The sequence below is a fragment of the Pseudomonas juntendi genome (assembly GCF_021560075.1).
Lineage (GTDB): Bacteria > Pseudomonadota > Gammaproteobacteria > Pseudomonadales > Pseudomonadaceae > Aquipseudomonas > Aquipseudomonas juntendi.
The window spans coordinates 3,022,400-3,038,703 of sequence record NZ_CP091088.1; the positions used below are offsets into that span (position 1 = coordinate 3,022,400).

20 protein-coding genes and 1 pseudogene are annotated in these 16,304 nt (G+C 63.1%); 14 read left to right on the top strand and 7 right to left on the bottom strand.

Translation table 11 applies throughout. The features are described 5' to 3' along the window. Position 1 precedes the first annotated feature (1 nt). The 7 genes from L1P09_RS13980 to L1P09_RS14010 all read left to right on the top strand — a co-directional run bounded on the left by L1P09_RS13980 (position 2) and on the right by L1P09_RS14010 (position 8,291). Positions 2-1,924, top strand: coding sequence for an extracellular solute-binding protein (locus tag L1P09_RS13980; protein ID WP_235767756.1), 1,923 nt, complete (start codon positions 2-4; stop codon positions 1,922-1,924). Next, positions 1,921-2,979: a microcin C ABC transporter permease YejB gene (locus tag L1P09_RS13985; RefSeq protein WP_235767757.1), complete on the top strand. Its 1,059-nt coding sequence runs from the start codon at positions 1,921-1,923 to the stop codon at positions 2,977-2,979. Before L1P09_RS13980 ends, L1P09_RS13985 begins: the two co-directional genes overlap by 4 nt. Beyond that, positions 2,979-3,995, top strand: a complete 1,017-nt coding sequence (locus L1P09_RS13990) for an ABC transporter permease (RefSeq protein ID WP_009686642.1) — start codon at positions 2,979-2,981, stop codon at positions 3,993-3,995. The genes L1P09_RS13985 and L1P09_RS13990 overlap by 1 nt, the downstream gene beginning before the upstream one ends. A gap of 52 nt (positions 3,996-4,047) precedes the next feature. Continuing rightward, positions 4,048-5,430 carry a sigma-54 interaction domain-containing protein gene (locus L1P09_RS13995; RefSeq protein WP_110678397.1) on the top strand — a complete coding sequence of 461 codons (1,383 nt, stop codon included), beginning with the start codon at positions 4,048-4,050 and terminating at the stop codon, positions 5,428-5,430. A gap of 232 nt (positions 5,431-5,662) precedes the next feature. Next, entirely contained in the window at positions 5,663-7,054 is a 1,392-nt protein-coding gene (locus tag L1P09_RS14000; RefSeq protein WP_054904462.1) for a GntP family permease, read from the top strand. A gap of 10 nt (positions 7,055-7,064) precedes the next feature. After that, complete coding sequence (gene hbdH, locus L1P09_RS14005) at positions 7,065-7,835, top strand: 3-hydroxybutyrate dehydrogenase (RefSeq protein ID WP_054904463.1); 771 nt, start codon at positions 7,065-7,067, stop codon at positions 7,833-7,835. A gap of 180 nt (positions 7,836-8,015) precedes the next feature. Further along, the gene (locus tag L1P09_RS14010) at positions 8,016-8,291 is read left to right on the top strand and encodes a peptidylprolyl isomerase (protein ID WP_009686637.1); all 276 of its coding nucleotides are present in this window, start codon (positions 8,016-8,018) and stop codon (positions 8,289-8,291) included. A 52-nt stretch (positions 8,292-8,343) separates the two neighbouring features. Here the strand turns inward: L1P09_RS14010 and L1P09_RS14015 are convergent, their stop codons facing one another. Continuing rightward, complete coding sequence (locus L1P09_RS14015) at positions 8,344-8,967, bottom strand: LysE family translocator (RefSeq protein ID WP_009686636.1); 624 nt, start codon at positions 8,965-8,967, stop codon at positions 8,344-8,346. Positions 8,968-9,098: 131 nt separating this feature from the next. Between L1P09_RS14015 and L1P09_RS14020 the strand changes: the two genes are divergently transcribed. Both L1P09_RS14020 and L1P09_RS14025 read left to right on the top strand, forming a co-directional pair. Further along, a complete protein-coding gene (locus L1P09_RS14020) occupies positions 9,099-9,908 on the top strand; it encodes a helix-turn-helix transcriptional regulator (protein WP_154211015.1) in 810 nt (269 codons plus the stop codon). A gap of 106 nt (positions 9,909-10,014) precedes the next feature. Continuing rightward, a complete protein-coding gene (locus L1P09_RS14025) occupies positions 10,015-10,629 on the top strand; it encodes a LysE family translocator (RefSeq protein WP_054904466.1) in 615 nt (204 codons plus the stop codon). Here L1P09_RS14025 and L1P09_RS14030 read toward each other — a convergent pair. Beyond that, the gene (locus L1P09_RS14030; protein ID WP_235767758.1) at positions 10,577-11,302 is read right to left on the bottom strand and encodes a metallophosphoesterase; all 726 of its coding nucleotides are present in this window, start codon (positions 11,300-11,302) and stop codon (positions 10,577-10,579) included. The genes L1P09_RS14025 and L1P09_RS14030 overlap by 53 nt on opposite strands. Before the next feature lie 228 nt (positions 11,303-11,530). Here L1P09_RS14030 and L1P09_RS14035 point away from each other — a divergent pair. Together L1P09_RS14035 and L1P09_RS14040 are read left to right on the top strand one after the other, a co-directional pair. Next, a pseudogene (locus tag L1P09_RS14035) lies at positions 11,531-11,779 on the top strand (nitrilase-related carbon-nitrogen hydrolase); the annotation flags it as partial. 8 nt (positions 11,780-11,787) lie between these two features. Further along, the gene (locus L1P09_RS14040; protein ID WP_029885218.1) at positions 11,788-12,030 is read left to right on the top strand and encodes a hypothetical protein; all 243 of its coding nucleotides are present in this window, start codon (positions 11,788-11,790) and stop codon (positions 12,028-12,030) included. Positions 12,031-12,034: 4 nt separating this feature from the next. On the opposite strand, the gene L1P09_RS14045 is transcribed toward L1P09_RS14040, so the two are convergent. Then, positions 12,035-12,535: a methylated-DNA--[protein]-cysteine S-methyltransferase gene (locus tag L1P09_RS14045; protein ID WP_235767759.1), complete on the bottom strand. Its 501-nt coding sequence runs from the start codon at positions 12,533-12,535 to the stop codon at positions 12,035-12,037. A gap of 222 nt (positions 12,536-12,757) precedes the next feature. On the opposite strand from L1P09_RS14045, the gene L1P09_RS14050 reads away from it, so the two are divergent. Then, complete coding sequence (locus L1P09_RS14050; protein WP_009686627.1) at positions 12,758-12,928, top strand: hypothetical protein; 171 nt, start codon at positions 12,758-12,760, stop codon at positions 12,926-12,928. Positions 12,929-12,982: 54 nt separating this feature from the next. On the opposite strand, the gene L1P09_RS14055 is transcribed toward L1P09_RS14050, so the two are convergent. Further along, positions 12,983-13,312, bottom strand: a complete 330-nt coding sequence (locus tag L1P09_RS14055; RefSeq protein WP_235767760.1) for a hypothetical protein — start codon at positions 13,310-13,312, stop codon at positions 12,983-12,985. A 240-nt stretch (positions 13,313-13,552) separates the two neighbouring features. On the opposite strand from L1P09_RS14055, the gene L1P09_RS14060 reads away from it, so the two are divergent. Together L1P09_RS14060 and L1P09_RS14065 are read left to right on the top strand one after the other, a co-directional pair. Beyond that, positions 13,553-13,867, top strand: a complete 315-nt coding sequence (locus tag L1P09_RS14060; RefSeq protein WP_054904471.1) for a hypothetical protein — start codon at positions 13,553-13,555, stop codon at positions 13,865-13,867. A 62-nt stretch (positions 13,868-13,929) separates the two neighbouring features. After that, positions 13,930-14,181, top strand: coding sequence for a hypothetical protein (locus L1P09_RS14065; protein WP_054904472.1), 252 nt, complete (start codon positions 13,930-13,932; stop codon positions 14,179-14,181). Here the strand turns inward: L1P09_RS14065 and L1P09_RS14070 are convergent. The 3 genes from L1P09_RS14070 to L1P09_RS14080 form a co-directional block, all read right to left on the bottom strand. Then, positions 14,168-14,476: a hypothetical protein gene (locus tag L1P09_RS14070; RefSeq protein ID WP_235768966.1), complete on the bottom strand. Its 309-nt coding sequence runs from the start codon at positions 14,474-14,476 to the stop codon at positions 14,168-14,170. The genes L1P09_RS14065 and L1P09_RS14070 overlap by 14 nt on opposite strands. A gap of 168 nt (positions 14,477-14,644) precedes the next feature. After that, complete coding sequence (locus L1P09_RS14075; protein ID WP_054904474.1) at positions 14,645-15,013, bottom strand: hypothetical protein; 369 nt, start codon at positions 15,011-15,013, stop codon at positions 14,645-14,647. A 125-nt stretch (positions 15,014-15,138) separates the two neighbouring features. Continuing rightward, positions 15,139-16,302 carry a PAS domain-containing sensor histidine kinase gene (locus L1P09_RS14080; RefSeq protein ID WP_192441797.1) on the bottom strand — a complete coding sequence of 388 codons (1,164 nt, stop codon included), beginning with the start codon at positions 16,300-16,302 and terminating at the stop codon, positions 15,139-15,141. Between the last annotated feature and the right edge of the window lie 2 nt (positions 16,303-16,304).

The window sequence follows — 16,304 nt, forward strand, 5'->3', positions numbered from 1 at the left end:
CATGCCCCTGGTGGCAGCGGGTTCACACGCGAATACGTCAGCTCAGGCAACGAGGCTGCATGCTCGGGCGTATTCGCGGGGTAACCCGCTTCTGCATGGGTTGTGGTGCCTGTTGCTGCTTTGTTTCGCCCTCGATACCCTGGCCGCCCCCACCCATGCCCTCACGGTGTACGGCGAAGCCCCCCGCTACGGCGCCAGTTTCCAGCATTTCGACTATGTGAACCCCAGCGCCCCCAAGGGCGGCATGCTGCGCCGCTCGGCCATCGAGATTGGCCAGTTCGACCATATCCTGCCGTACATCGACAAAGGTATTGGTGTCAGCCAGGTCGATGGCCTGTTGTTCGCACCCCTGGCCGTGCGCTCATTCGACGAACCCTACACCGTCTATGGGCTGATCGCCCGGCGCATGGAGCGTGGCCCGGATGACGCCTGGCTGCGTTTCGATATCGACCCACGGGCGACCTTTGCCGACGGCAAGCCGGTGCGCGCCGAAGACGTGCGCTTCACCTACGACCTGCTGATGAGCAAAGGCAGCCTGACCTACCGCACCCAGTTCGCCGACGTCAGCGCGGTGACCGTGGAAGGCCCGCGCAGCATCCGCTTCGACTTCAAGCCCGAGCACGGCCGTACCCTGGCGCTGGACCTGGCCAGCTTGCCCGTGCTGCCCGAGCACGACTGGCAGCAACGCGATTTCGCCAACGGGGCCGGCTTCGACAAACCGGTCGGCAGTGGGCCCTACCGCATCGGCCAGATCGACAATGGCCGCAGCATCACCTTCGAGCGTGACCCCACCTGGTGGGCCCGTGACCTGCCGGCCAGCCGTGGCCGCTACAATTTCGCCAAACTGCGCATCGAGTACTTCGGCGACACCGAGGTGGCGCGCCAGGTGCTCAAGGGCGGGGGCTACGATTACAACCGCGAGTTCTCCGCAACCGCCTACACCCTGGGTTACAACGGGGCCACACTGGACGACGGTCGCCTGCAGCGGGCCCACCTGGGCCCAGCCAAACCGCAGGTAGCCCAGGGCTTCGTGTTCAACCTGGACCGGCCGCAGTTCAAGGACCGCCGTGTGCGTCAGGCACTGGGCATGCTCTGGGACTTCGAGTGGAGCAACCGGCAGATGATGCGCAACCTGTACATCCGCCAGCAGAGCATGTTTTCCAATACACCGCTGGCCGCCCGCCAGCTACCCGATGCCGGCGAGCTGAGACTGCTCGAACCGCTGCGTGGCCAGGTGCCGCAGGAAGTCTTCGACCACGTGTTCACGGCACCGGTCACTGATGGCTCGGGAATCATCCGCGCCCAGCAGTTGCAAGCCCTGGCCCTGCTGCAGCAGGCCGGCTGGCATGCCGATGGCGACCGCCTGGTCAACCGCGAAGGTGAGCCACTGGCGTTCACCTTCCTCAACGGCCAGGCCGGCATGGAGCGCCTGTTGTTGCCCTGGAAGCGCAACCTGGCACAGATCGGCGTTACCCTGAACATCCGTAACGTCGACTCGGCGCAGTACGTCAACCGGCTGATGGCCCGTGACTACGACATGGTCGTGACCGGCTACCCGGTGACGCTTTCACCGGGTGCCGAGCTGTACAACTACTTCGGCTCGGCCGCTGCCCACGACCCCGGTTCGAACAACCTGATGGTGCTGCAGGACCCGGCCGTCGACCACCTGATCGACGGCCTGGTACGCGCTGCCAGCGAGGCCGACATGCTGCGCCACGCTCACGCCCTGGACCGGGTGCTGCAGTGGAATTACTACTGGATCCCCAACTACTACCCGCCAGGCAGCTCTACCGTCTGGTGGAACCGCTTCGGCTTGCCCAAGGTTCCGGCCACCTACGATGAAGGCCTGGACACCTGGTGGGAGATCAACCCAACGGCGCTGACCAATGAACAGATGGCCATACGCCGGAACGCCGCCCCATGACCCGCTACCTGTTGCGCCGCCTGCTGCTGATCATCCCGACCTTGCTGGCGATTCTGCTGGTCAACTTCGTCATCGTGCAGGCCGCGCCAGGCGGCCCGGTGGAACAAGCCGTGGCGCGCCTGCAAGGCATCGGCGGTGGCGCCCCCGGTGCGCGCTCGGAGGTTGTGCACGGTGAATCACGCGCCACCCGCGGGCTCGACCCCAAACTGATCGAAGAGATCAAGCGCCAGTACGGCTTCGACAAGTCAGCGCCCGAGCGCCTTTGGCTGATGCTGGGCCAGTATGCCCGGCTGGACTTCGGCAACAGTTTTTTCCGGGGTGCCAAGGTCACCGACCTGATCCTCGACAAACTGCCGGTCACCCTGTCGCTGGGCTTTTGGGCCACGCTGATCACCTACCTGGTGTCCATCCCCCTGGGCATTCGCAAGGCGGTGCGCCACGGCAGCCACTTCGATGCCTGGAGCAGCGCACTGATCGTGGTCGGCTACGCCCTGCCCTCGTTCCTGTTCGCCCTGTTGCTGATCGTGGTGTTTGCCGGCGGCACTTCGCTGAACTGGTTTCCGGTGCGTGGCCTGGTTTCCGACAACTTCGACGAGCTGAGCCTGCTCGGCAAGGTGGCCGACTACTTCTGGCACCTGGTACTGCCCATCGGCGCCCTGGTGATCGGCGGGTTCGCCACCCTCACCTTGCTGACCAAAAATGCCTTCCTCGACGAAATTTCGCGCCAGTACGTGGTCACCGCCCGCGCCAAGGGCCTGAGTGAGCGGCGGGTGCTCTACGGCCATGTATTGCGCAACGCCATGCTGCTGGTGGTGGCAGGGTTGCCACAGGCACTGATCAGCGTGTTCTTCGCCGGCTCGCTGCTGATCGAGGTAATTTTCTCACTGGATGGCCTGGGCCGCATGAGCTACGACGCCGCCGTGTCCCGCGACTACCCCATCGTCTTCGGTACGTTGTTCATCTTCACCTTGGCAGGGCTGCTGATCCGCCTGATCGGCGACCTGGCCTACACCTTGCTGGACCCGCGCATCGACTTCGACACGAGGGCACACTGATGCTGTCGCCTGTGGCGCGCCGGCGCCTGCAACGCTTTCGCCGCAACCGCCTGGGCTGGGTATCGCTGTGGGTATTCGCCGCCCTGCTGTCGCTGAGCCTGGGCGCCGAGCTGGTGGCCAACGACAAGCCGTTGCTACTGGGCTACCAGGGCGAACTGTACGTACCGGCGCTCAAGCGTTATACCGAGCAGCAATTTGGCGGCCAGCTGCCGTTCCAGCCCGACTACCGCAGCGCCTACGTGCGCAAGCTGATCGAGGACCAGGGCGGCTGGATGCTGTTCGCACCGATCCCGTTCAGCGCCGACACCCCGAACTACGACTTGCAGGTCCCAACGCCCAGCCCACCGAGCAGCAGCAACTGGCTGGGTACCGATGACCAGGGCCGTGATGTGCTGGCCCGGGTGTTGTATGGCACGCGGGTGTCTTTGCTGTTTGCCTTTGCCCTGACCGTGATCAGCGTGGTCATCGGGGTGACGGCAGGCGCCCTGCAGGGCTACCACGGCGGCTGGGTCGACCTGTTCGGCCAGCGCCTGCTGGAGGTATGGTCCGGGCTGCCGGTGTTGTACCTGCTGATCATCCTCAGCGGGTTCGTCGAGCCGGATTTCTGGTGGCTGCTGGGGATCATGGCGCTGTTTTCATGGCTGACCCTGGTCGACGTGGTGCGGGCCGAGTTCCTGCGGGGGCGCAACCTGGAATACGTCAAAGCAGCCCGGGCGCTGGGTTTGCCAGACAGCCAGGTCATGCTGCGGCATATCTTGCCCAATGCCTTGAATGCCACACTGACCTACGTGCCGTTCATGCTCACCGGGGCCATCACCACGCTGACCGCGCTGGACTTCCTCGGTTTCGGCATGCCCGCGGGCAGCGCCTCGCTGGGGGAGTTGGTGACCCAGGGCAAGCAACACCTGGAGGCACCGTGGCTGGGCTTTACCGCGTTCTTTGCCCTGGCGCTGATCTTGTCGCTGCTGGTGTTCATCGGCGATGCCTTGCGGCAGGCGTTTGACCCGAAAGGCTGACGTTTCAGGCAAGGTGCCGGCGCGGGCAAACAACGTATTCAGGACTTTTTCCATGCACGACAGCGACAGCCTCAAGGACTACCCCCACGTTCGGCAACTGGCGATCCGTTCGTTGTTCGAGATCATCGAACAGTCCAGCGAGGGTACGGTGATCGTCGACCGCCAGGCGCGTATCGCCTGGATGAACGAACGCTATGCCCGGCGCTTTGGCCTGGCGGACGCGGCCAGTGCGATTGGCCAGCCCTGCGAAGCAGTGATCCCAGGTAGCCTGATGCGCGAGGTGGTGAGCAATGGCCGGCCTATCCTGCTGGACATGCTGGACACGCCGAACGAGCCGTTGGTGGTCATGCGCCTGCCTATCCACGACGACCAAGGCGCGCTGATCGGCGCCATCGGTTTTGCCCTGTTCGATCAGTTGCGCAGCCTGTCGCCGCTGCTCAAGCGTTATTCGAGCATGCAGCAGGAGCTTGCCTCGACCCGCTCGCAACTGCGCGCCCGCCAGGCCAAGTACAGCTTTGCGCAGTTCGTTGGCAGCAGCGCTGCCAGCCTGGAAGCCAAGCGCCGTGCGCGGCGCGGTGCAGGCAGTGACTCGCCGGTGCTGTTGCTGGGCGAGACGGGCACGGGCAAGGAGTTGCTGGCGCACGCCATCCACGCCGCCTCGGCCCGGGCCCACAAAGCGTTCGTCAGCATCAACAGCGCCGCTATCCCGGAAACACTGCTGGAGGCCGAGTTCTTCGGCACCGCGCCCGGTGCCTTTACCGGGGCGGACCGCAAAGGCCGCAGCGGCAAGCTGCAACTGGCCGAAGGCGGCACATTGTTCCTCGATGAAATCGGCGACATGCCGCTGGCCTTGCAAAGCAAGCTGCTGCGGGTGCTGCAGGAAAAGGAATACGAGCCGGTGGGGTCGAACCAGATGCTGCGCAGCGACGTGCGCATCATTGCGGCCACGTCCATCGACCTGCAGGCGGCCATGGCCCGCGGCGCATTCCGCGCCGACCTGTACTACCGGCTGAACGTGTTACCGATCGAAGTACCCCCGCTGCGGCAGCGGCTGGAGGACCTGCCGGCGTTATGCGAGGCCGTGCTGGCAGAGCTGGGCAGCCAATACGAGCTGGAAACCGAAGCGCAGCAACTGCTGGCACGCCATGCCTGGCCGGGGAATATCCGTGAACTGCGCAACGTGCTGGAGCGGGCGACCTTGCTGGCCGATCAACCACGCCTGGGGGTGGCGGACTTGCGTGCGGCGTTGGGGCCGTTGAGTCCGCTGTCGGCGGCACCGGTGCGCCAGACCTACCGCGAGGCGTGCGAGGCATTCGAGCGGTCACTGATCGCCGGGGCGTTGGCGGACCATGCCGGCAACGTGCCGCAGGCGGCAAAGGCGCTGGGGCTGGGGCGCTCTACCCTGTACAAGAAGATGGTGGCGCTTGGTCTCTAAGCAGAGACTTTTGTCTCCTTTTAGAGATAGCCTAACAAGCTCGGTTGTGCAGACAGGCAGCGTGCAAATCTGGGAGGAGATGGTGCGGGCGCTTGAACAACAAAATCTCAAAACAGAGACTGAAACACTGCAAAAAATAAAAACTCCATGTAAATCAATAAGTTAAAAATTGGCACGATATCCGCTTTCTCCTGCAAACCGATAACAACAAGACTCACCCAGGAGAAACACGATGACCGTGCTCATCGCCCTTGCCGCGCTGGCCCTGCTGATGCTGGCCGCCTACCGCGGCTACAGCGTCATACTGTTCGCCCCTATCGCGGCCCTCGGCGCCGTTCTGCTCACTGACCCGTCCGCCGTTGCCCCCGCCTTCACCGGGGTTTTCATGGAAAAAATGGTGGGCTTCATCAAGCTGTATTTCCCGGTGTTCCTGCTGGGTGCGGTGTTCGGCAAACTGATCGAGCTGTCCGGCTTTTCCCGCTCGATCGTGGCCGCTGCCATCCGCCTGCTCGGCACCCGCCAGGCCATGCTGGTGATCGTGCTGGTCTGTGCGTTGCTGACCTACGGCGGCGTCTCGCTGTTCGTGGTGGTGTTTGCGGTATACCCGTTTGCGGCCGAGATGTTCCGCCAGAGCAACATCCCCAAACGGCTGATCCCGGCCACCATTGCCTTGGGGGCGTTTTCATTCACCATGGACGCCCTGCCCGGTACCCCGCAGATCCAGAACATCATCCCCAGCACCTTTTTCAACACCACCGCCTGGGCCGCACCCTGGCTGGGCCTGATCGGCACACTGTTCGTGTTCTGCACCGGCATGGCCTACCTGCAGCGCCAGCGCAACAAAGCCCAGCGTGCCGGTGAAGGGTATGGCACCGACTTGCGCAACGAACCGGAAACCGCTGCCGACCTGAGGTTGCCCAACCCCTGGCTGGCGATATCCCCGTTGATGCTGGTGGGGGTGATGAACCTGCTGTTCACCCACTGGATCCCGCAGTGGTACGGCGCCAGCCACAGCTTGCAACTGCCCGGCATGAGTGCCCCAGTGAACAGCGACGTGACCAAGCTGACCGCCATCTGGGCGGTACAGGCAGCATTGCTGGTCGGCATCTTGATGGTGCTGGCATGTGCCTTCGGCGCCATCCGCAGCCGTTTGGCCGAAGGCACCAAAAGTGCTGTCGGCGGCGCCTTGCTGGCAGCCATGAACACGGCCTCGGAGTATGGCTTTGGCGCAGTGATCGCCTCGCTGCCTGGCTTCCTGGTGCTGGCCGATGCCCTGCGCGGCATCCCCAACCCCCTGGTCAATGAAGCCATCACCGTCACCCTGTTGGCCGGTATCACCGGCTCTGCCTCGGGCGGCATGAGTATTGCGCTGGCCGCCATGGGTGACACCTTCATCGCCGCCGCCCATGCCGCCAACATTCCGCTCGAGGTGCTGCACCGGGTAGCGGCCATGGCCAGCGGCGGCATGGACACCCTGCCGCACAACGGCGCGGTGATCACCCTGCTGGCAGTCACCGGCCTGACCCACCGGGAAGCCTACAAGGACATTTTCGGTATTACCCTGATCAAGACCCTGGCAGTGTTCGTGGTAATTGCCACGTTCTACGCCACTGGCATTGTCTAAGGAGCACTGCATGACCCTCAACGGCAAGACTGCACTCGTGACCGGCTCGACCAGCGGCATCGGCCTGGGTATCGCCCAGGTACTGGCCCGGGCCGGTGCCAACATCGTCCTCAACGGTTTTGGCGACCCGGCACCCGCCCTGGCGGAAATTGCCCGGCATGGGGTAAAAGCCATCCATCACCCGGCCGACCTGGCCGAGGTGGCCCAGATCGAGGCATTGTTCGCCGCGGCCGAGCGCGAGTTCGGCGGCGTCGACATCCTGGTCAACAACGCTGGTATCCAGCATGTGGCCCCGGTCGAACGGTTTCCGGTGCAAAGCTGGGACAAGATCATCGCGCTCAACCTGTCGGCGGTCTTCCATGGCACACGCCTGGCGCTGCCGGGCATGCGCACGCGCAATTGGGGGCGCATCATCAACATTGCCTCTGTGCATGGCCTGGTCGGTTCGACCGGCAAGGCGGCGTACGTGGCCGCCAAGCATGGCGTAGTGGGCCTGACCAAGGTCGTGGGCCTGGAAACCGCCACCAGCCCTGTCACCTGCAACGCCATTTGCCCGGGCTGGGTGCTGACTCCGCTGGTGCAGCAACAGATCGATGACCGTGCCGCCAACGGTGGCGATGCGCTGCAGGCGCAGCATGACCTGCTGGCGGAAAAGCAACCTTCGCTGGCCTTCGTTACCCCGCAGCACCTGGGCGAGCTTGTGCTTTTCCTGTGCAGCGAAGCGGGTAGCCAGGTGCGTGGTGCCGCCTGGAACGTTGACGGGGGCTGGTTGGCCCAGTGACGCAGGCTCCCGCGGTGGTTGGCAGCGGTTTTTGCCGGTGTTTGCCGCCGAACGGCTGCTGGCCGATGCGCTATCAGCGGTGCGATAGCACCGCCCACGGGCCTGGGTGAAAGGCCACAAACGCGCAGCAATCAGGCATAATGCGCGCTTTTCGCCCCCCCCCCGAAGCACAGGTAATCCATGAAAGCTCAAGCCCGCCATATTCTGGTCAAGACCGCTGACGAAGCCGAAAAGCTCAAGCAGCGTATCGCCAATGGCGAGGCGTTCGACGTGCTGGCGAAAAAGTTCTCGACTTGCCCGTCCGGCAAACGGGGCGGCGACTTGGGTGAAGTCCGCCCAGGGCAAATGGTCGGCGCCATCGACCAGGTCATCTTCAAGAAGCCCCTGCGCGTGGTACACGGCCCGATCAAGAGCAAGTTCGGCTATCACCTGGTGCAAACCTTCTACCGCGACTAACGCACTGGCCCTGTGCCACCTGACATTTACAGCTTACTACCCGGGTTGAACCCTAGCGACGCGCCACCAGTAGGCCGAGGCCAGCGCAACCCAACAGCGAGGCGCTGACCCGGTTGAACAGGCGCCGCGGACCTGGCTGGCTGAACCAGCGCTGCAGGTAGGCGCCAAGGCCTGCATAGAGGGCGATCGCTGCCCATTCCAGCACCAGGAACAGCGCTCCCAGCCAGAGGAACTGCTCACTGACCGGCATACGACTGTCGACGGTTACGAACTGCGGCAGGAACGCAGTGAAAATCAGGATCGCCTTCGGGTTGCCGGCCGCTACGAAGCATTCCTGCCGCGCCAGGTGCCACATGCCCCGCAGCTCACCGCCGGTGCTCGCAGCCACGCCCACCGGAGCCCGCCACAGTTGCCAGGCAATGTAGAACAGGTAACCCGCGCCCACCACTTTGATGGCCAGAAACAGATATTCACTGGTATGCAGCACCACCGCCAGGCCCATGGCCGCCAGCGCAATCATGCCACTGAACGCCAGAATGCGCCCGGCACCGGCCACACAGGCGGTGCGCAGCCCGTAGCGGCTGGCGTTGTGCAGCGACAGCAGGTTGTTCGGCCCCGGGGCCATGTTCAGGGCGAAGCAGGCGGGGATGAAGAGCAGCAGGCTCGATAAGTCCATTGTTGTTTTCCTTTGGCAGCAGGCGCCTATTTCGGCGGGCCCGGTGCCATTCAGTCAAGTGACAGCCAGCGATAAAAACTGTACAGGTGCCTTGCAGCTGTTACCCTGCCGACAACCCCGAGGAGCGCATAATGCCCCGTACCCACGCCGCACTGTGGCGCGACCCGAACCTGCCACATGTGGAAAGCCGGCGCGCCTGCCATAGCCGCGCCTGCTACAAAGCCCACAGCCACCCGACATTCTCCATCGGCGCAGTGGATGCTGGCCTCAGCCTGTTCAGCGGCGCTGCCGGCGGGCAGGCGCGGTTGACACCTGGAACCCTGGTGCTGGTACCGCCCCAGCGCGTGCATGCCTGCAACCCCGCACCCGGCTATGCCTGGAGCTACCAGATGCTGCATGTGGATGCCCGCTGGCTGTCGCAACTGCGCCTGGAGTCGGAACTGGGTGACGGCGGGGCTGGTGCACCTGCGCGTATCTGCCGGGAGGCACTGCTGTACCAACAATTCTGCGAGCTGAACGGCCTGCTGTTCTCCACCGCCAGCAATGCAGAGAAAGACGCGGCGCTGGTCGCCTTTCTCGGGGACCTGGACTTTGCCGCACAGCCGCCTCTGGCACCGGCACCGGCATTGGCGGCGACGGCCTTGAGCGGCTTGATCGCACGGATCGAAGCCCAGGATCCGGCACAGTTGAGCCTGGCGGTACTGGCGCGGGAGGCCGGGCTTGGGCGCTATCAGTTGATTCGGGCATTTCGTGCAGCCACGGGTTTCACCCCCCATGCTTACCTGCTCAACGCCAGGGTCAACCTTGGGCGGCAGCTGCTGGGCAAAGGGCAGGCACTGGCAGAGGTGGCCTACCGGTTGGGGTTTGCCGACCAGAGCCATTTCCAGCGGGTGTTCAAGGCTCATGTGGGGGTGACACCGGGGCAGTATCGCGGCGCTTGAAGGTGCACAGCCGCGAGGATGACCCATGGGGCCCCTGCAATATTCTTCAATACGCCATGCCAGCCCGGCAGCAGACTGCGGCTTTTCCCGCAGAGCAGCCCGGCCCATGCAAATATTCCTGATCGTCGCCCTCGCCCATTTTCTTGCACTGCTATCGCCAGGCCCGGACTTCTTCCTGGTCGCACGCACGTCGGTCAGCAGCGGCTGGCGTAGCGCCAGCGGCGTGTGCCTGGGTATCGCCCTGGCCAATGGTGCGTTCATCACCGTGGCCTTCACCGGCTTGTCGATGCTCCAGGAAGGCAGCCCATTGTTTGCCAGCCTGCAGCTGGTCGGTGCCGTCTACCTGGTGTACATCGGTATGCTGTTCCTGCGCCATGCAGGGCATACCCGCCTGACTGCGGCCGTTGGCAAGCACACTGGGCCAGGGTGGTGGCAGGGGCTGGGCATGGGTTTGCTGTCTGCCCTTCTCAACCCCAAGAACGCACTGTTCTACGCAAGCCTGGCCAGTATGGTGGGCAGCGCCAGTGTCGGCTGGAAAGCCGCTTGCGCGCTGTGGATGTTCGGTGTGGTGCTGCTGTGGGACCTGCTGATCGCCGTGGCCATCGGCAACCAGCGGGTACTGCGGCGCTTCGCGCGCTGGCTGCCGTGGCTGGAACGCAGCTCCGGGATCATGCTGGTGCTCTTGGGCGCGGCGGTGCTGTTACACCTGGCCTGGGGCTGACCAGCTTCAGGCTGCGCATGTCCACCAAGGTGAAGTGGCCGCTGGCCCAGCCGCCGGTGTCCAGGTGCCAGACGTTGCCCAGCAGCGTGGCCTGCGGCACCGGCGTGTGGCCCACCAGCAAGGCGCGCAGGCCTTGCACCGGCTCGGTATCGCCAGCCCTGAGTCGCCGCCGCGACCACTGGCATACTTGCCTGACTTTGGGGTCATCCAGCAGCTCCAGCCACGCTCTCAATTGCAGCCAATCGGCAGTCGGGCTGTCGGCATGCAGCAGGCCGACCAGGCCTGCCGCACTTTCAACCTCGATCGCAATCGGCAGTTGCTCGAAACGTTCGACGAAGCGCAGTTGCTCGGCCCGCGGCAGGTCGATGAACCAACCGCCGCCAGCTTCGCGGTACATGGCCAGGTCCAGTTTCCCACCCCGCACGCGGGTAATGGCCAAGGCCTCATGATTGCCTTGCACGGCATGAAACCAAGGCTTGGCCAGCCACTCCAGGGCCGCCTCGTTGTCTGGCCCGCGGTCGACCAGGTCGCCCACGCTGAACAGGCGGTCCACGGCGGGGTCGAAACCCACCGCATCCAGGCATTGCTGCAGGCGCTGGAAATGGCCGTGAATATCGCCCACTGCCAGGTCGCGGCCCCGCAGGTTGGCGATCATGCGCCGTAACCGTCCCATCTCACTGTTCCTCTGCTGGCGCTGCCCAGGCAGGGATGAAAGGCTGACGGACCCGGCCTCCCCCCGCACGCATCGCGCCCTTGATGAACAGCATGGCACAACCTGCTCCAAGCGCGCAGGTCGCGGGCCACTTTCGCCCCTTGTGCTCGCTGAACTCCCCTTCACTGGTACAGGCGTCGTGGCCGATAGTATGCTGGCGGCTTCAACCTTTACCAGGGAAGGGTTTACATGAAGCTGTGCGCCGTCCAACTGGCATCGCTCAAAGGCGAGGTCTCAGCCAACCTGCAGCGCCATCTGGCCTGCATCGAACAGGCTGCAGCGCTTGGCGCCGAACTGGTGGTGTTTCCCGAGTTGTCGCTGACCGGCTATGAGCCCAGTGTGGTACGCCAGGCGGCCATGCCGGCGCTGCTGGCAAACTGCATCGGCGAAGGCCTCATCGTCGATACCCGCCAGGCCAATGCCATTGCCCTGCCACTGGACCCGGTATGACCTATTTCGTACTGGCCGTGCTCAGCTATGCCTGTGCCTACTACCTGACCGGCCTGATCATTCGGGGGCAAATGGCCGACGTGGCCGAGCATTTGCGTCACCGGCCCGACGCGCCGACACCCGGCGCCTACCTGCGTGAAGTGCAACAGGCTGCGCGGCGGGCCCACCGGCACTACACCCTGATGGCAGGTTCGGTACTGGCGGTGCTGGCTTGCCTGATCGCCAGCTGGTTCGGTTGAACCGCTACAGGTCCAGCGCCAGGCTCTGCCGCCCTTCCAGCGCCAGCAGGTATTGCTTGGCCGCCAGCCCGCCGGCAAACCCGGTCAAGTTGCCTGATGAACCGATGACCCGGTGGCAAGGCGCGATGATCGAGATGGGGTTTCGGCCATTGGCCGCGCCCACCGCACGCACCGCACCGGGGTTGCCGACCTGCCGGGCAATTTCGGCGTAGCTGCGGGTTTCACCGAAGGGTATGGCCAGCAACGCGGCCCACACCTGGCGCTGGAACCCGGTACCGGCAAAATCCAGCGGCAGCTCGAACTGTCGGCGCTTGCCGCTGAAGTACTCACCTAGTTGGCGAGCGGTTTCCAGCAGCACCGTGCATTGATCGTCACTGTGCAGTGCGCCCAGGCGCACGCGGTTTTCGCGCTCGTTCTCCCACAGCACGGCTGCCAGGCGATCGCCGCGCGCTACCAGGGTAAGCGTGCCGACAGGCGAATGCATCATGGTGAATGCGCTGGACATCAGCGGGCTCCTGCAGATTGCGATGCCGCCACTGTAAGTCTGTACCGTCTGTGGCGCATCCGCTTTCTTGCTCGGGTAACTGCACAGCAGGCACTGATCCGCACCGGACGGGCGGACCGAGGCGTCCACACTATCACTTTGTGATTAACCCTAATCGAACTGAATCACGGGTTCTTCTGATGGGTCGAGAATTATGAATGCAGTCAATTCATGAGGTGAACCATGACCATCGTGGCAGAAACGCTCGCCCAGCTCGCCCAGGCACTCAAGGCTCAGGGGGCGCGGCGCATCGCGGACCTTACCTTCATCCGTGCGCCCTATCGCTGCGGCAAGCGCTGGATATGCAGTGTGGTACGCCGAGGGGCCGGGCGCAAACTGATCAAGCAGTCGTAAGCCCGGTTGAAACCTGGCGCGGTCTGAAAGGACCCAGCCGCGCTCGGCGCTGTTTCAGTCCAGGCATTCCTTGGCCGCCTGGCGCAACTTGTCCCCGGACAAGAAACTGCCTTTGTAGAACGTAGCACGGCTGCCTTCGCCTGAATCGATCACCTCCAGTACATCGTCACTGGCCACGGCACTGGATGCCGTCAGCCGATAGCCGTGGGCAATCGATTTCTGCGTGGCTTGCGGAGCCACAGCCTGCCATTTCGGCAACACGCAGGCCGCATATTCCTGGGGCGTTTTCGAACTGAGCTTGCTGGCCGTCGGCTTGCCAGGCGTCGCACAACCGGCGAGGCCGGCGATTAACAATGAACTGATAAAAATACGAAAAGTATGCATTTGCAATTACTCGTATGGATATGCTGCATTCTAACGAGACCGATACCGACTGACCAATCAACCAAAGGTCTTGCATTGAGTAGCCTGTTGTTCAACGGCAGCGCATCACAGCGATTATTTGCGTCTAACAACGGAACGAATTGAATCCGCTCCGCTTCTGATGAGCAACAGGCAGCGCAGATTCGGGCTGGCCCTGTTCACTTACCTTGACTCAGTGCTCGCTTCGTTCAGGAGATTGCCATGCTCTGGTGGCTGGAACTACTCACCCAATATGCAACCGCCACTGGCTTGGCTGTCCTCTGCATCCTGGTGTTCTGGGCTTTTGGGCTGGCGTTCGGACGCGCCTATCTGAAGTTGCTTTCTGGCTTGCTAGCCACCATGCTGCTGATGATCGCCGCGTTCCCGCACGGCGTGGACTTCGCCCTGAGGAACCACCTCACTCCGGGCGACGTCAGCGCCCTGCTATTGTTCATTGCCGACGCATCGGGCGTAATCACCGCGGTGCTGCTGGCCTCGTTCTTCTTCGATCCGGAACTGTTGCTGGATGAGGCCTGATCACTCAGGCCGGCCTTTGCTGACCCCAGGCGCAACAGCATCAGACAATCAGGCCCCGCATTATGGAAACGCTTCGCACCATCAAGTCAGATCTGGTCAGGACAGCAGAGCACCTGGACCAGCTTAGCCAGGCCATGAGTGGCCATGTGCGCTTCATGCTGGCTCGCGGCAGTTCGCCAGGCGACATCGATGTCACCGCGCACGTGCGCGCTATTGATGGGGTTGCGGAGCAACTGCGCGCCGTTGCTGCGAGAATGGATGGCGGCGAGCGCGCAGGTGAAAGCTGGCCGCAGCGCCAGCCTAGCGAAACTTGAGCTTCACGACTTTACTGAGTGCCCAGCCGCTGAAAACGTAGAATGCGTCCAGATACAAACGGCCTGCATAATTGGGCAACGGCGCGTTGTTGAGCAGCACATCAGGATCAGGCGCTGGCGGAAACAGCGCATAGATACCATTGGGCAGCACTGCCAGTGCCAGCAACAACAGGTAAGTCGATACTTGCAACAGGGTGGCCCGGCTGCCGAACCTGACCGACCATTTCAAACCGTAATAGGCTACCAGGCCGGCCACCGGCAATACCCAGAAATGCGTCGGAATTCCAATAAACATTTCGGCGACAACGCTTCTTGCTTCCACCCGCTGCTCTCCATTCAAACTGCTTTAATAGTGCGTAATGCTGTATCACCCGTTAAGGGGCTGCTGGGCAGCCCATCGCAGGTAAGCCAGCTCCCGCAGGTACCGCAGGCGCTGGTTCGTGGTTTCAAAGCGCGTGGGCAATCAAGCTTTCGAGCACAGCAGAGCGGCATCAAGCAGCCTGCCGTGGTCGTACCAGGCGTCACGCTGGTAGGCCGCGTATTGGCGCTGGGGCCCTTGCCCCTTCAACTCGACAAGGCCATCGGCCTTGTCAGGATCGGTGCTTTCAACGAACAGCCTGACCGAGTCGCTACTCTGGATCTCATAGGTTTTCACCTGGGCTGGAAGTTCGCTTCTGACGCAACCCAGGTACGTGGGTGGGCTTTTCGCGGTGGTCCCGTAAGTGTTGTCATGACTGTCGCGCACATCACCATCATGGGCACAGCCTGCCAACAACAGGGTACTTACCCCAACCATCAACACAGCGCCTGCCAGCGATTGGAATTTCATCATGCGACACGCTCCTGTTACCCCCACGAGAAACCGAGAACGTACTACCAGGTAAGCCGCCTTTTTAATTGTCTTTGCGCCATCATACTACCGAGTCTCACTCGGAAAAACTGACAGGTCAGAAGTGACTACGCCTCAGTGGCCGGGCGCTCCTTGTACAACTGAACCATGAAGGTAGTGCCGTACACGGCATTGGAGGTCATGGAGATGTGCCCGCCGTGGGCGTGGGCAACTTCCTTGACAATGAACAGACCAAGGCCGATGGACCGCAGCCCTTCCTGGCGGTCGCTGCCGCGCGTCATTGGCTCGTACAACGTGGGTATCACTGCTTCGGCGATGGCGGGGCCGTGGTTGTGCACACTGATCAGCACGCTGTCCGCAAAACAGTCAGTGGTCACCGTAATCGGCTGGCGCAAGTCACCGTAGGCAACGCTATTGGCGACCAGGTTGCCGATCATTTGCTGCAGCCTGTCCTGATCCACTTCGAACATGGCCTGCCCGCGGGAAAGATGACGAATGCTGGCGTGGCTGAAGGTGATCCTCAGCTCGCTGACACATTGATCCACCACCCGCAACAGGTCGACTCGCTGACGCTTGATGCTGATGCCCTGGCCTAGCCTGACCGAGGCGAAATCCAGCAGGTCGACGATCATGCGCTGCGCGCGCTCGGCCGATGTGTTGATGCTGCCCAACAGGCGCCGGGCCCGCTCGCCCTGGGCATCACGCCCCAGCAGTTCGGTGGCCATCCGGATAGCGGTCATGGGGTTTTTCAAATCATGGCTGGCAACCGCCACCATCTGCTCGGCCAGTAGCGCACGCCGCTGGGCCTCGGCGTAGGCCAGGGCCAGGTCGTCCTGTGCGCGCTGCAGGGCATGCTCGGCGCTGATTTTTTGCGCCAGCAGTTCCTCGGCCCGTTGCATGGCCTGAAACACCGTGTGCTCGTTGCGATCACGCTCGCTGGTACTGAACAAGGCCAGCTGAAAGCGAACCCCTTCAGCGGTTTCACGGCGCACGGCATTGAGCAGCATGGCCACCACGTGACCATCGCGGTGACGCAGGCCGACCTTCACCTCTGAAATCGAGCCCTGCAAGTTCAGCAAAGGCCCCCAGTGGGTAAGCTGGAAGGTACGGCCCACGGTGGTCAGCAACTGATCGAAACTGCGCTGTTTCAACTGCGCTACGTCATACCCCAGCCAGTTGCCAAAGGTGGCGTTGCAGCGCAGCAGTGTGCCGTCCGCCTCCATGACGACCAGGCCGCAAGGCGCATGCTCGAAGTAAGACGCGTCGAACATCA